The organism is Shewanella morhuae (assembly GCF_900156405.1).
In the GTDB taxonomy this organism is placed as follows: Bacteria; Pseudomonadota; Gammaproteobacteria; order Enterobacterales; family Shewanellaceae; genus Shewanella; species Shewanella morhuae.
Genome location: NZ_FTNN01000003.1, coordinates 300180 through 316384, shown reverse-complemented (window position 1 = coordinate 316384; position 16205 = coordinate 300180). Strand labels below are relative to the sequence as shown.

General features: G+C 47.6%; 11 protein-coding genes. All 11 read right to left on the bottom strand.

The annotated features are described in order from the left end of the window. Positions 1–360: 360 nt before the first annotated feature. The gene (locus BW947_RS05615) at positions 361–1188 is read right to left on the bottom strand and encodes a DUF4097 family beta strand repeat-containing protein (RefSeq protein ID WP_076497361.1); all 828 of its coding nucleotides are present in this window, start codon (positions 1186–1188) and stop codon (positions 361–363) included. A 306-nt stretch (positions 1189–1494) separates the two neighbouring features. Continuing rightward, positions 1495–3540, bottom strand: a complete 2046-nt coding sequence (locus BW947_RS05610) for a M14 family metallopeptidase (RefSeq protein ID WP_076497359.1) — start codon at positions 3538–3540, stop codon at positions 1495–1497. A gap of 133 nt (positions 3541–3673) precedes the next feature. After that, positions 3674–4831 (bottom strand): FUSC family protein, encoded by a 1158-nt coding sequence (locus BW947_RS05605; RefSeq protein ID WP_076497356.1) that lies wholly within the window; start codon positions 4829–4831, stop codon positions 3674–3676. Positions 4832–5095: 264 nt separating this feature from the next. Then, the gene (locus tag BW947_RS05600; protein WP_076497354.1) at positions 5096–6331 is read right to left on the bottom strand and encodes a dicarboxylate/amino acid:cation symporter; all 1236 of its coding nucleotides are present in this window, start codon (positions 6329–6331) and stop codon (positions 5096–5098) included. Positions 6332–6689: 358 nt separating this feature from the next. Further along, on the bottom strand, positions 6690–7016 hold the full coding sequence (locus tag BW947_RS05595) for a DUF3325 domain-containing protein (RefSeq protein WP_076497352.1): 327 nt from the start codon (positions 7014–7016) through the stop codon (positions 6690–6692). Beyond that, positions 7013–8617 carry a PepSY-associated TM helix domain-containing protein gene (locus BW947_RS05590; protein WP_076497350.1) on the bottom strand — a complete coding sequence of 535 codons (1605 nt, stop codon included), beginning with the start codon at positions 8615–8617 and terminating at the stop codon, positions 7013–7015. Before BW947_RS05590 ends, BW947_RS05595 begins: the two co-directional genes overlap by 4 nt. Then, positions 8614–8982, bottom strand: a complete 369-nt coding sequence (locus tag BW947_RS05585) for a hypothetical protein (RefSeq protein WP_076497348.1) — start codon at positions 8980–8982, stop codon at positions 8614–8616. Before BW947_RS05585 ends, BW947_RS05590 begins: the two co-directional genes overlap by 4 nt. After that, positions 8975–12154: an efflux RND transporter permease subunit gene (locus BW947_RS05580; protein ID WP_076497346.1), complete on the bottom strand. Its 3180-nt coding sequence runs from the start codon at positions 12152–12154 to the stop codon at positions 8975–8977. Before BW947_RS05580 ends, BW947_RS05585 begins: the two co-directional genes overlap by 8 nt. Positions 12155–12158: 4 nt before the next feature. After that, on the bottom strand, positions 12159–13208 hold the full coding sequence (locus BW947_RS05575; protein ID WP_076497344.1) for an efflux RND transporter periplasmic adaptor subunit: 1050 nt from the start codon (positions 13206–13208) through the stop codon (positions 12159–12161). Positions 13209–13235: 27 nt separating this feature from the next. Next, entirely contained in the window at positions 13236–13877 is a 642-nt protein-coding gene (locus BW947_RS05570) for a nickel transporter (RefSeq protein WP_076497341.1), read from the bottom strand. 40 nt (positions 13878–13917) lie between these two features. After that, positions 13918–16104 carry a TonB-dependent siderophore receptor gene (locus BW947_RS05565; RefSeq protein ID WP_076497339.1) on the bottom strand — a complete coding sequence of 729 codons (2187 nt, stop codon included), beginning with the start codon at positions 16102–16104 and terminating at the stop codon, positions 13918–13920. Positions 16105–16205: the final 101 nt, after the last annotated feature.

The following is a 16205-nucleotide window of genomic DNA, read 5'->3' as shown; positions in this document are numbered from 1 at the left end:
GCGAAAGCCTGCGGCAGGCAATTAGGGAATACGATAGCAAAAAGCCATGTTGCCGCTGATTAGCCCCTCGAACCATTACCGAAGCTACTGGGTTACCGAGTGAGTTTACCGAGACACACATTGTCAAACTTTGCTTCGAAAAGACAAATAGGTAAAACGTTACCAACGACTGTCATGAATTGAGGCAGAGAAAGTCTCAGACGATGAAAAAAAATGCCGCTACCAGGGAGTCGCGGCAAAATTGCAATAACTGCAAAGGGTGGGTAGAAGACTGACATCTTGGCTGGGAACCGTTGCAACATCAGTCTCTACGCCGGGAAGTGGGTAAAACCTTTGGGTGTAGAGTGGTAAAGCGGCGCGTTATTTCATGCTTACTGGGCCGTCGATTTTATTAAATTTCACATCGCCAGAGCCTGCTGCAAGAATCGTTAATCCCTTAGTGTTAAACACATTAATATCGCCTGAGCCATCGGTGATGGTCACAGCACTTTGCACATTGGCGATTTCGATGTCGCCTGATCCATCATCAATAGTGATATTGCCGCTAACATCAGTCACCTTGATTGCGCCAGAGCCATCTTTAATGGTTAGGTTGCCGTTGTGTTGTCTGACTTCAATATCGCCAGAGCCGTCGTCGATCGTGAGGTTGCCATTGATTTGGCTGACTTCAATATCACCTGAACCATCTTCTATGCTGACATTGTTACCGCCGTTGATGATGAGCTCACCTGAACCGTCTTTGACATTGATGTCTGCTGTCATCTTGCTGATCATAATGGCGCCTGAGCCGTCATCGATATCCAGTGCTAAATTTGCAGGTACTTGCAGTTTTAGATCGATATAGGGCGAGTCATGATTAAGGCCGTTTTGTTCAATGTCAGCTTTGAGCTTGGCTTTATTGGCCTTTTTCTCAAGGGTGAGAATGACTTTGCTGTCCTTATTGCTATAGATATCGGCGACGAGTTTAATTTGGGTTAGGCCTTCGACGCCGATAATTTCAAGACTACCAGCGCCCGTCTCGGCAATTAGGCTTTGTAAGTCTTGGCTATCGAGTGTGAGTTCGCGTTGCTGGTGGTCTAAATCGGACATGCCAGCGGCGTTGACATTAATAATGCAGCCAGTGAGCGACACCCCCACGGTAAACACTAATATAAAAGCGAGGGTGAACATAAATGGACGTAGTGACATGTTAGCTTCCTTGTTTATCTGGCACTCATTTTTCGTGTGAGTGCTGAGTCGTCTTGCGATAGACAAGATATTGCACAGCCCATGCCAATATTAAGTTTTATTTACAATCAATGGCTTAAGATAAAAGATGTCCGTGCTTAGTTGTATGGACATGACGGCAGTTTTTAATTTTTACTAATTTTTGGTGAAATTACGTATTTTTAGCGGCGATTCCAATATGGAAATAAACCAATAAAAAAGCCCCAAAAATTGCTCTTTGGGGCTATGCAGGCACTAGCTAACGCTTATTGCTTATTAATCTTCAGTTTAGCGACTACGGTAAACCGGATACTTAAGGTATTGGTTATCGTAGTAAGGGCTGCGTTCATAGAACCAGCGCAGGCGCGCTTCGGGATCGGCGGCAAATTCGGCGTTGGTCAGTGCTTTATCGAACAGTGCCTGTAACTTAGGATCCTCTTTTAGCATCTTGGCCGCTAGTGGCTCTACGGCATAATCTTCAATGTATTCAGTGTTGGTGAAGATAGGATTAAAGAAACCCCATTGCAACAGAGAATCTGGCGATTGCGGCTCAAGCAGCAAAATTGCTAGATCGCCCAGCGGTTGCTCTGTGCTGATTTTAACCGTGCCCACGGGCAGAGTGGTGCTGACTTTCGTCAATTCAGACTCGGCTTTAACCGTTTGGCGCCCCTCAAGATCCTGAGTATTAAACACTGGGTTACTGAGCTTATATTGCTGTAATTTAAGCTCTGTCGGTTTAGTCAGGCGCGTCATGCGAATGCCATGTACGTTAAGGCGATCAATCACTTGCGTCCACTGCGCCGGAATATAGTAAGCACTCGGGCGAGTGACTTTAATATCGGGCACAGTTTCAGCCATCACAGGTAAGTTCGGGTACAGCTTAGGTTGACCGTTCCAGCGCACTACCTCTGTGCCACTGATTGGGCTAGTTTCAAGGGCATAATCGATGCCTTTAAAGTCCCAGCCTGTTGCTAATGGCGCCGATTTCCACGTTAGGGTAATGAGCGGCGAGGCGCGGTATTTATCTTCTTGAATTGCACTCTTGAGCTTAGTCGCCTGTTCCCCCACGGTTTTAAGGGTTTGCTCAAGCATTACATAGGTGCCGAGCACTCTTTGTTTAAAGGGTTTTAAGCTGTGGTTCTCAATCAAAATAGTCGGTAAATGGCGCGCATCGCCATAACCGTTGGAGAAGCGTGGACTAGGATTCCACAGCGACATACCTTTAGTGATATCGGTATTATCTACGGCAAAAATCAGTGGGCCGGGAATATGACCTTGCTCGGTTAATGCCGCTTCAACCGCGGGTCTGTAACTGTTTTCGAGCCAGCGGAAACTAGCAGGGCTTAACCCTTGGGCAAGGTTATAACCAAAGGTGACATCGTATTGGTAATCGATGCCGTCGGTGACATGGATATCGATATATAAATCAGGCTGCCACACATTAATGGCACGCAGCATGTGCTGCATTTCTAAGGTGTCGGCCTTGGCATAATCGCGGTTCAGGTTGAGATTATTTGCAGTAGTGCGCCAGCCCATATTCACTGGGCCACGTTGATTCACCCGATTAAATTTGCTGCTGCGCTCATGGGCATCGACACTAAACATAGGCACAAACAATAGGTTAGCTTTATCGAGCAAACCACTTTTATCGCCTTTGATGATGTCGCGCAATAGCATCATGCCGGCATCTTTACCGTCGATTTCTCCGGCATGAATACCCGCCTGTACTAAAACCGTTGGTTTAGTGTTTTGCTTGAGGCGAGCTGATTCATTAATGCCTTCGCTACTGGCGATATACATCCACATATCGCGCCCTTGTGGGCTTTTACCTAGACTAACCTTTTGTAACTTATTGGTTTCTAGTGCGAGTTTATCAAGCCAAGCGATAGTGGCATCGTAGCTTGGGCTCTCAAGGCCGCGACTTTGCTCGAAGGGCGTTGCCCACTCGTTGTCGACACTGAGCATCAGTGATTCACTGGCGCCATGCCAAGTGATACTGGGCGGTAAAATGGCATCGTTAACAAAAGTATTGGCTCGCTCAGGAGTGGCCGCTGGCTGAGCTTCTGCTGTGACAACTACGGCCTCGGTTATTACATCGGCCGCAGGCGCGGTGATTGGCGTATTCTCAGCGGAGTTTACGACTTGTGGCACAACAACAGGAGTATCAACTAGTGTTTTTTCAGGGGCAGTTGTGTGAGGCGTCGCGACTGCAGTCGCCTGTACCTGAGTTGTTTGATCTAAGGTTTTTGCATCGTTGGCAAAGGTATTACCAACGGAGAGACTACCAGTGGAGATACAGGCAATCGCGATAACGGAGAGAGGAAATACGCGCATAAAAAGAGTCCATCTATCGAGTTTTTATTAGGACGGTATCTTTTCATTAAACGCCCCGCTAACGCAAGGGCGGCCAAGGGTTTATCTGACTTTTAGGGCATAGATTTAACCCATAAGCTAACGGTCGAATAACTTAATCTGTTTGGTCTGGCTTTATCTCAGATGCTGGTGGTTTATGGTAGGCAATGTCGATAACGGCAATGTCATCATAAAGTGCTTCAACGGCAATCGCCAGTTGGTAAATAAGCCAGCTATACCCCGTAAGTGCAAAGCCCTGCTGGGCATCATAACTGTGTAGCGAAGTTGCACTGGTGGCTAGGCTCGACTCGGAGGATGAAACTAACGCGAGTTGTAATCTGTGTTGTAATTGTGACTCTAAATTTTCAGGTAAATGGGGGCGCTGCGGTGTTTTTCCGCCAGTAAATGCGGCCAGTTTTTGCAGATAAAGTGCGAGTTCAGCGGCAATGCTATTGATTTGGTTGTAGGCATCTTTATCTTTTTCCTGCCAGCGGGTTAAGGGCAAGAGTTCAAGCAGGGTGATTAAGCGCACTTGTTTATTCACTAACTGCGACAGTAATATTTTATGTTTTTTGAGTGTTTGGCTTTCCCACTCCAAAGAGAAAAATAACTTCTTTTGAGTGAGTACGGCCTTCATTGCAGTTTCAAGTTCAGTGCGAAAATCAAGATTATGATTTGCGGGCGCTTGAAGGTGTTGCGTTAATACATTGGCCATATTCCCAATAGTATTAGTTAGTTGCGAACGCCAATCCTGCTTAGCCTTAATCGGGAAAATAAACAGTGATACTAAAATAGCAATCACGCAACCGGAGAGAATATTCGCTGTTCGCCATAGCGCCTCAGAGGTACCGTGATTGGCATCGCCGACCACTATGATGATGGTAAATCCTGCCACTAAATAGGCGTAGCTATAACGTCCGGCCGAGATAAAGCAAATCAAACTAACGGCCAAAATAAGCAGGCTCATGATCAACCAATAACTGTCGATGGTCGCCACCAACATTATTCCATAAATCGAGCCTAAACAGGTGCCGACTGCCCGTTGCAATGATTTTTCAATCGCGCCGCCCACCTGCGGCAAACTCATCATAATGACCACAATGGTCACCATGCTCCAAATAAAGTGTGGCGGCGCCCAAATAGCATTGATGGTGACAGCAATCAGCAGAGCCAAGCCTAGCTTCAAGGCATGAACCGCACGAAAATGACGATAGATAAAGTCGGCAAAGGGTGTTGCTGGTGCAAAGGGTGTAGCAGGGGCAAATACAGACATAGGGCAGGATTCCTTTTACACGTTAACTTAATGTTATTATCGCAGAAAAATCCTATGACTTGCCGTTTATAGGTGAGAAAGAAATGTAAATTGCGAAATTTAACCGCTTACTCTGCGCGATATGAATGCTAGAGATCACATTAACATTCATATAGTTGAATTACTGAGCTTACGTATGAGTGGAAAACTGAGCATTATCGGCTTTAGGGTATAAAAAAGCTTGAATAAGCACTGCCTATTCAAGCCTTTGTTGATGTTTTACGGTTAGCTTATGCTGTCCGTTTTTACCTCAGCGTATTTATCCATAATTAACGCGCAAGCCGCATCACCTGTGATATTGAGTGCTGTGCGGATCATGTCAAAAATCCGATCTAAGGCAAACAATAAAGGTAAACCATCGATTGGGATCCCCGCTGCTAATAGTACGGCTACCACTAAAAAGGAGGGGCCGGGTACACCCGCTTGGCCGATAGCGCCCAAGGTTGAGGTGAATATGATGGCGGCATAAGCCATCATCGATAGATCAACCTGATACATTTGCGCAAAAAACATTGCCACTAGACCATAATAAATCGCGTTGCCGCTCATATTAATGGTGGCACCTAACGGTAATACGAAAGCGGTGGTAGCTTTAGATACTTTAAGATCTTCTTCGCAGGTTTCCATATTCACCGGTAGTGTAGCCATAGAGGATGCGGTTGATAACGCCATCACCTGTGGTTTTTTCATTGCCGAAATAAACTGGCGCGCTGATACTTTTGAGAACAGATGTACCACCAATGGAAAGAAGATAAAGCCGTAGATCAAAATCGCCGCCACAAACACGACAAACAGCTTAAATACCACTTCTAAGGCATCAAAACCGAAGGAGCCGACCGAATCTGCCATTAAGCCAAATACGCCAATGGGCGCAATGATCATTACGCAGTTGATCATCCACACAAAGGCATCAACTATGGTATTCAGCGCCGCCAAAATAGGTTTAGCGCCATCGCCTTTCACCTTCGTCAGTGCAATACCAAAGAAGATACTAAAGACCAGAATTTGTAAGATATTCCCGCCGTTCAACGACTCGAACACATTGGTTGGGATCATACCAATAAAGGTCTCGACTACCCCAGGTAACGCCCCTTGATCTTTAGTCACTTCCATCAAACCTGTGCTGCTATGGGCGGTAAAATCCACTCCCGCACCAGGTTGGAATAAATTTCCCATTACCAAGGCCAATGCTACGGCGATACCAGAAGTGACAATAAAGAAGCCGAAAGTACCAATGCCAATTTTTCCCGCAGAAGGGCTATCACCTAAACTCGCGGCACCGCTGATGATAGAAACCAGTACCAGTGGGATCACGAGCATCTTAACTAAATGAATGAAAATGGTGCCCAGTGGTGCAAATACGCTTGCACTGTCGCCCATAATAAAACCCACTAACGCGCCTAAAATCATGGCAATAACCACTTGCACACCAATATTGCCTAATAAATTTTTGCTTTTCATCCGTGCGAAACTCCCCATTACCACAGTCTTTAGTGTTATTTGCCGGCGATTATAACCTTAACGTCCATTTTCCATATTATTTAGTCGCGTAATCTACCCTGGTCCACAAATAGAGTTTAAATAGTGCAAATGATAAAGCTAAATTATTGAACCGTTACGGTGCAATAATTTCCATTATAATCAGTGGCTAATATGGTTGACTGACAAAGTGTAGGCGTTAAAACCATGCCTGTTTAATTTGCACATGCAGGATCTCATAATGATCAGAATTGTGGGATAAATGAGCATGATGAGAGCAACTTAACTGAGCATGCCTATTATGTGTGCAGATTGGTGTAGTTTGGCGCTGGGTAGTGGCTTAATACAGTAGTCCGAGCAAGCACACTAAAGCGCTGGCGGGTAATAGGGGTTGTAACCAACGCGGCTTATAGCTGATTAAAATCACTAGGATTATTGAGCTAAAGCACACCCAGCCGAGCAGTAATACGCTGGCGTAGGCGGGGCCATAATGATGACTGGCAAGCCAATAGCACAAGGCTAGCATTGCAGTGCCGGCGATGCGAAACCCACGGGCTTGTGTATCAGTTAGCGGACGATTACGCACGGCTCGGTGGTGGCTGAAATAAGACAAGGCCAACAGCCCCATGGCGATAAAACAGGTTAATAACTCGCTTGTGGCTGTCATGATTCGATTCCTAATTCTGTTGTCGCTTTGGTTGCCTGCGTAGCCCGCACTTTTTTGGGGCTACGTAAGCGCTTAGCTGCCATGTAAAACAGCGCTGCAAGTGCGAGCATCATCAAATCAAATCCTGCCAGAACATAGGCTTGGCGCTGTAGGTTGCTAATCAGCTGATATTGCGAAGTTATAGCATTGAGCAGGGGCAGCAGACCATAAAGCAAGGCGGTGAATAAAAAGAGTCGTTGCCATATTTGTCTATCTCGTTTGAAGCAGGCGAGTAGCGCGACTAACGCCCAACTGATAAAGAAACACTGGATTTCCCAATACTCTCTATCCGCAAAGGTGACGGGTAACAGTCGGTTGGCGTAGAAATAACTGGCTAACGCTATGGGCAGGCCTGCAAAGGTTGCCAGATTTAGCATTTGCACTAAGGCTAAACCGGGTTTGAACTGGCCGCTTTTTTGTTGTTTCTGAGCAAGTTTTTCTGCCCACATGATGGCGCCTGTCGCAATCATTACGCAGCCTGTAATCCCTGCTAATAAATACAATAACCTCAAACCTTGGCCTGCAAAGCGGCCGCTGTGGAGCGCTATCATAGTGCTTTGGGTTTTATTTGCTGCCGATGTAGCCGTTGATTCTTCTGTTAATTTCCCAGTTACTGCGCTAAAGCGATACCAAGGTGCTTGCTGGTTTAAGCTGTGCTCTGGACTCATTCGTACCGTTACGCTGGCGTTGGCATCATTCAAGTGCTCGACCTGCAGCATCTCTATTGGACTTGCCGTTTCATCATTCATGGGGATAACAGCACTAAGGCTAGCAAGCAGTTGCTGCGGGCTTAGCATGGTTGCTGCTTCGCCGCTGGGAGTGCTTGAGTTGAAAATAGGTCTCAATTGTGAGTAAAAGGCTTGAGTTTCATCACCATATTGTGTGCTCAGTCCCCATGGCATATACATAAACATCAGCGTCACTAAACCTGTGTAAGTGATCATAAGATGGAAGGGTAATGCGAGAACTGAGCTGGCGGCATGGGCATCGAGCCAAGAACGTGGGCCTTTTGCTGGTCTAAAACTAAAAAAATCCTTAAAAATCCGCTTGTGGATCACTATTCCACTGATGATGGCGACCAGCATGAACATAGTGCAAAATCCGACGATCCAACGCGCCGTTAATGCGCTCATATAGTACAAGTCGAAATGCAGCCGATAGAGGAAATCGCCACCTCGGCTTTCTCGTGCTTTGGGTAGGGTGTCACCCGTCGAAGGGTTAATAAATCCTTGATGATAATCACCAAATCGCTGACCTTCAGTGGCGGGTTCACTCCACGCATAGGTCAGTAATGGCATCCGTTGTGTGGGCAGGTAAACCCACCATGACTCAGCGTTGGGCGCTTGTTGTGCCAAGGACGTTAGGCCCTTGAGTATCAGTTGTTGGTTATCCGCGTTGGTATCATATTGGCTGATGTGGTTTTCGGGTTGCATCCACAGGTTAATTTCAGCACGGTAATAGGCCGCTGTTCCGGCAAAAAATACCAGAAACAACACCCAACAGGTGAGTAATCCCACCCAAGTATGCAGCCAAGTCATAGAGCGAAAAAAGGAGTCTTTCATAATCCGCCACCTTGAATAGGATTGATATCCAACGCTTTAGTCGCAAGATAGGCTAAATACAGCAGGCCGCTCAGCGCTAATATATCCAGCCAGAATCGCCACATTGATTTAACGCTAAAAACCCATAACACAGTGCAGGTATAAACAGTGAATGACAGCATCATGGCGGTTAATACTCGATCAACCTGAGATAACGGTAGGATTTGCGCCAGTAAAATGGTGGCGACAGCAGATAACAAATAGCCACCGAATATGGCCGCGAGACAGCGATTACCTACGTGTAGGCTATCGCGCCAAATAGTAGACGTTTTCCAACGCGTTAATCTTTGTGTTAACGGCCGAGTCATTTCGATTTTTTCAGTCATGATGATGTGCCACTTTTGCTGAACTGGCTGTTAGGTTAGCCCTGTTGGTGTAAGACAACACAGAGATTAGGAGGGCGGGTAAAAAGGTTAAGCTGAGTAGCGTTGCGACTACAAGGCCAGCCAGCACGACTATGCCAACGCCGCGGTAGAGTTCGCTGCCTGCACCCGGGAATAGCACTAGCGGTAATAGGCCAAATAAGGTTGTCGCGGTAGACATTAAAATCGGCCGTAATCGATTAGCGATGGCAGACTTTACGGCATCAACGACACTAAACAGACCAGATTGCAGGTTTTTACGGCTATGTTCCACGATCAAAATCGGGTTATTAACGACAGTGCCGAGCAGGATTAAAAATCCAAGCATGGTAATCATATCAAAGGGTTGGTGCCAACCTTGGCCGCCAAGATACGCAAACAAGCTACCGGTATAATTGAGCGTTTGTAAACCGACTAAACCGCCTGCGAGCCCGAGTGGAATAGTGATCAGCACAAATAACGGATAACCCCAGTGATTAAAAATCGCCACTAATAACAAGTAGATGATCAGCACTGCGACCAGAAAATTACTAGAGAGTGCCGCTTTTGTTGCTTCGAGCTGATCGGCAGCGCCTGAAATATCCAAACTGACATCTTTGCCGACAGCACCTTGTTGATAGAGGATAGGGACTAATTCTTCCCGCACTTTAGCTACAGCGGTTTCCAGCGCAATGGCGCGCGGCGGAATAATGTAAAGAGTCACGGTTCTGCGGCCATCGACGCGGCGTAAACTGTCGCTATCCATCTGCTCGCTAATATCGGCCAAGGCTTGCAGTGGCAACACATTGCCCTTAGGTGTGACTATCGGTGCGAGTGCTAATTGCGACAGGCTCTGTTGATTGCCAGCAAGGCTAAAGAGAAAAATATCTACTTTGTTATCATTGAGGAAAAACTCATCGACATAGGCGCCATCACTCAGTGCCGAAACGGCATAGCCAAACTCGCTGCCACTAAAATCTTGTTCTACAAGACGTTGCCAACGAGGGGGAATCTGCCACAGCGGTTGATCGAGCGACAAGCTCGATGGATCTGAATACAACTGTGGATCGGCAAACACTTTTTCTGCCGCTTGATATGCCGCTTCGGCAGCGCGATAGAGGCTGGCTTGATTCGGACCAGAAATATCCAAGGCGACAGCGCGGGTGCCGCCATCGTTGCTGGAAATAATCGACCCCCGCGATGAATAGGCGCGCATGCCCGGATATTGCTCAAATAAAGCGGTGAGTGAGCTCATCATGGCATCCATATCTTGGCTGCGAACGGGTTCGCTCATTACCCAAATACTGCCGACACCTACGCTGAGAGTATAGTATTTTAGCGGCGGGATTTTTTGCTCACCACGTTCAAAGGATGCCGCCTCGGCATTGACTCTTGCAGATAGCTTGGTGGTTAACTCTTGTGCAATCTTAGCCATTTCCGAAAGGTTATAACCCGGCGGCGCGACCATTGAGGTAAAGGCTTTTGGCTCTTCGCCTTCGGGTAAATATTCGGCCGGAGGCATCAGCCAAGCCGCAAGCCCAATCGTTAAGACGAGTGACAGCACAATCACTGCGGCGCGGCGTTTGGCCGACAGTACCAACTGGCTGACTAAGCTCAATATGCGTGATGCTTTGGGCGGTTCACTTTGGTTTGTGCTTGCCGAGCGCATTTTACCAAAGCCAAAACGGGCAATGGCGGCGGGTACGATGAACACCGCGACCAACATAGAGGCGACAATGGAGGACGCGATGGCAATCGCGATATCCGAGTACAGTTGTCCTGCTTCTTGTTTGATAAATAGAATGGGCACAAACACCAGCACTGTGGTGAGTGTCGAGGCCAGTACCGCAGGCCACACATCGTAAATGCCACTTATGGCGGCTTCGAGACGATCTAATCCGCGCCTGCGCGCTTGTTCAATGCTTTCGAGCACCACAATGCTGTTATCGACTGTCATGCCTATGGCAAAGGCTACACCCGCCAGCGAAATAACATTAATGGTGCGATTAAACACCAGCAGCCCGACGAAGGCGGCTAAGGTACACAGCGGAATACCGATAACACCAATCAGTGTGGCTCGACTCGATCGTAAAAAGAGGTACATGACCAAGGTTGCCAGCAATGCACCTAGGCCTAAATTCACCCACACATTTGCAACCGAATCTTGCACATAGCGCACATCATCACTGAATAACTCTAACTGCATGGCGTGCTGGGCGAGTTGACTTTGATTGATCTGTGCTACCACAGGCATCATGGCGGCTTTGATGGCGATGACGTTAGAACCCACGTCTCGCTTAACCGCTAAGCTGAGGGTACGTTCTTGTTCGGCAAAGGACAGCTCACGGATTTCGGCGTGGTCGAGTTTTATCTCGGCAACGTCTTGCAGCAGAATATTCGTATCACCTTGGCGTTTTAAAATCAGTTGCTTAAGTTGATTTAAATCCTCGAAACGGCCAATCACCCGCAGTAAATAACGTTTTTTACCACTATCGATATCACCCGCAGACGTGTCTTTGTTGCGATCTCTAATGGCTTGGCGCACATCCATAATGCTGATGCCGCGTTGGGCGAGTTTGGCGGGGTCGAGTAATATTTGGATTTGCCGTTCGGCGCCGCCTTGAATAGTGACGGAGGAAACGCCTTTGACGCGCTCCATTTGTGGGCGAATGAAGTCATTAGCGAAATCACGCATCATGTCTATATCTAGATTTAGCGGGTTGCCTGCGACAGGCACTAGACGGAAATACATGAAAGCGTTATCTGAATAAGAACTGCTGTAAAGCCTTGGTTGGTCGACGTTTTCTGGATAAGATGACACTTGACTGAGCGCATTGCTAACACGAATAAGCGCGTCGCTGATCTCAGTACTTTGGGGGAATTCGAGTTCTACCCATGCCGAACCTGTATCGGCCCAAGATGTCATACGTTGTAAGTTGGGCAGGGTGCGTAGGTAGCGTTCCTGCTCAAGTAGAATTTCTTTTTCTACGTCTTGTGGCGTTGCTCCCGGCCAACCTGTGGCGACACTGATGGTGCGTACATCTAAGTCGGGGATCATTTGGATTGGGATACGCAGTGCGGCAGCGGTGCCCAATACGCAAAATATCAATACTATGACCGACAGTAAGGTGCCATGTTTAATACCAAACTTCAGCATCCTACTAACCTCCTATGACAGGGTTGAGTACAGAGACTGACTGTTGGTCTTGTAGGCTTTCGTTACCGCGGATAACCACAGGCGCGTCTTTGGGTAACGGACTGAGAATTTCAATTCCGATGGCGCTCGTATGGCCAATTTGAACGCTATGACGTTGGGCTATGTTGTTTTGCACGGTAAAGACGCTGAACTGGCCGTCGGGATGACGGATTAAGGCATCTTGCGGCACCACAACACTGTGTTTTGCTCGCAGTAAGTGGAAGGTCGCGGTGGCCGATGTGCCGGGCATCAAAAGTCTATCCGCCTCGGGAATGGTTAAGCGCACTAAAAAGCTGCGAGCATTATGGTCGCTCACAGGGACAAGGGCACTTACATGGCCGCTAAACTGTTGTTCAGGCAGCATGTCGGCGGTAATGTCCACGTGAGTCGCCGTGGCTACGCTTTGGAACATTTCTTGCGGCACTTGAATATCGAGCCAGAGCTGTTCTTGGGATACTAAGGTGAAGATTTCAGTGCCGACATTAACCCATTCACCGGTTTCAGTTTGTTTACTTGAAATAACTCCCGCAAACGGCGCCATTAATTGGTGGCGGGCAACTAGCTCTTTTTGGTGTGCTAGTGCTGCCGTTAAACTTTGTAGATTAGCTTCGGCCTCGGTTAACGCCGCTTGGCGTATCGCGCGCTCCGTTTCGGGAAATAACTGCTGAGAGCTGAGTGTTTGCGCCTCAGTAAGGAGGCGCTGTTTTTCTGCCAGCATGGTTTTAGCGGCCATGACATCGGCTTGACGCTGTGCTAATTGGTGTACGGCTAAGGTGTCATCGAGTGCGAGCAAAGGCTGGCCTGCGCTGACTTGCGAGCCTGCATCGACCAGCACTTTAGCCACTAGGCCATCGGTGCGTGCCGATAAGCGAGCCACCCGTGCGGATTTAATTGAGCCACTGAGTGGCAACAGTTCATTGGTGTTGCCTGTTTGTGGCAAGGCGACTGTTACAGGTACTGCGCTTGCGTGGACTGCAAAACTCAGCAGATATAAACCTATCATTAAATACCGCACGTTAACTCCATCTGACTATTAAGATTATTACTGAGTGATAAAACTTGTGGTGGTGATGTGTAAAACGCTATCAACCTCGTTGCCAGCCAGTGTTTGTTTACCATCAGTGGTGTGGTTGCTGACGAGTAAATAGCGGCCTGCATCAGGGGTGTCGAGGGCGAATTTACCTTGGGCATCGGTAGTGAAAGACTTGCTCCAAAAACCGGGGCGATACACTTGCACGGGATGATTAACCAATGGCGCGCCTTTGTAACTAAGCACAAACTCGGGAGCGCCTGCCTTTACTGGTGTAAATTCAAAATCTTGCAGCGCTTTGGTGTGCTCTTGTCCCGTGCGGGCGTAGAGTATTGCGGCCTGCAGCCCGATCTCAGTTTTCCATGGCTGCCATGCGGTATCGGCATAGAAACTGACATCACTCTTGCCATCTTGTGTTTTAACCAGCAAATGATCGGCCTGCGCTGTGGCGGTCAACGGTGCTTTAGCATTGGCATCTAAAATTCGTGCTGCGCTTAACGACGCTAACTCTTCGGCGGTGGCGTACTCTGAACCAGGTTCACCAAATTGCACTTTGACTGAACCATCGCTGCTGCGCTCAAGCCACACTTCATGTGCTTGAGTTGAAAGTGTAATACCGCTGAGTAAAGTGAATAGTACAAGTACTTGTTTCATTTGATTATCCTTAATGTTATTTAGGGTTTAGTAGAAAATTTTACAGTGTCCAACGTAATGACAGGGTGGCATTACGTGGCTCGCCAAAGTCTGCGTAACCCCAAAGAGAGCGGTTATAGTTTTTGTCGAAAATATTGTTGATATTCAATTGCATCGAAATTGACGGTGTTATTTCGTAGCCAAACATGAAATCAACCAGCGAGTAGGCAGCCTGTGTTTGACGGTAAGCCACATTCGGCGCGCCATCGACGCCATAGATGGTGCCATCATAGAAGGTGCTGCTCTGCCAGCGCCAGCTTGCGCCCGCAGTAACACCTGGAAGGATGTCTTCAAAGTTGTACTTAGTGGTTAGTTTGAAAATATCTTCGGGTAGATAGGTTTGGCGACGTAGGCCATCTGCATCTTCCGCGTCGTTATGGGTATAACCGCCACTAATATCCCAAAGGTCGGTAAGTCGCCCGGCAATTTCAAGCTCGTAGCCCTTGGTGGTAATGCCATCGACACTTTCGTAGATAGAATCCCCTGAAGGTAGCTGGCCTTTACCCGCATATTCGGGTTCGTTGTCTTTGTTGGTTTCGTAGATTGCCGCTGACATATTGAGGGTGTCATCGAACAATGCGACCTTGATGCCACCTTCAACGTTGGTGCCTTCTGCGGGTTCGAGCAGTTGGCCATCTTCACCAAAATAAGTGCCGGGCTTGAAGATTTCAGTACGGCTGGCGTAGACAGAGATCTGCTCGGTCACATCGTAGACTAGGCCATAGTAAGGAATGAAAATGCCGGTTTTTTCCATGCTTGCATCTGTGCTATTGCCTACGAGATCATGTTTTTCGTAGGACCAATCACTCACGCGCCCACCGACCATTAACTTTAGCGAATCCAATACATTGATACGGACTGTACCGTAAACACCTGATTGACTTTGTTCATTCGTTTGGCCATTGGTGGGTGAATTAGGCAGATTAGGCTTGGGGTAATTGCCTTGATCGGCCACGTTATAGCGACGTTGGCGATCAGATTCAGTATTGATGTTGTCAAACTCGTTATCACCGTAGTTAAAACCAATCACAGCGCTATGTTCACGGCCGAGTAAGTCAAAGTTACCCGTGGCGTACAGGTTGAAACTGTTGGTATCGGATTCTCTATCATGCTGGGCGGCATAGGTATCGCCCCAAGGACCGACAAATTCGCCGGTTGATTTCACTATGTAGTCACCAGGGTAAAACGCCAATGCGTCTATGGTGGCATTAGCAATACGATAGGCACTGACGAGTGACCAGTCGTTATCGAATCTATGTTTAAACTCGGCCATGAGACTTTTTTGGGTCACGTCCCAATGGGTCCAGTCCTGTGAGTTGGAATAACTGCGGCCGAACTCGACAGGTGTGCCATCGGTATAGAATGCAGGATTAGAGTTCCAGTTATACACGCCGTCGGTTTGTGATTTTTGATAGTCCGCAAACAATGACAAGCTAGTATCTGTGCCGAGACTTGTTTCAACTACGCCATAAAGCACCGCTGTATCGCGTTGATAGCGGTCGATAAAAGAATCGCCTTTTTTCACTGCACTGACGAATCGGCCTTTAACATTGCCCGAATCCGTTAGCCAGCCAGAAACATCGGCCTCTAATCTATAGGTATTCCATGAGCCATAACTGACACTTGCGGTGGCGCGGGTGTCATCGGTTGGGCGTTTGCGAATAAAGTTAACTGTGGCAGAAGGTTCACCTAAACCGCTTAAAATCCCGGCGGCACCTTTTAACACTTCAACCCGTTCGGCAATCACAGGATCTAAACCTTGATCAATTGAACCGCTGTAAACATGGGATGAAGAGGTCGTGATTAGGCCGTCAATTTGGACACCGCTATCGAGTGCATAACCGCGCACAAAAATCTGACTATTTTCAGAGGCATCGCCCACCATAGTGACGCCCGGAGTGTGGTTTAACACTGACTCCATAGTGACCAAACCTTTGTCACTGATCATCTCTTCGGTAATCAAAGTGACGCTTTGCGGGGTTTCTTTGAGCGACATAGACAAACCCGTAGCGCTATTCATTGCTGCTCGAGTGTAAGTGCCCACCACATTTAACCTTTCTATCTGTTTTGTTTCATCTTTTTCATCTTGTGTAGGGTCGGTGTTGGCTTGAACCGTCAGAGTAAGCGTGCTGAGAAGTACAGGAATCAATGGCGAGCGCCATGACGTTAAAACAAATGGGGGAGGCATGGTATTTCAATCCTTTCAGGCGATATTTAAATTAAATGATGATGAGTTATTCCGGGCACACATCCATGTTACTAGTAAATCTTACTTGTAAATGAGAATTA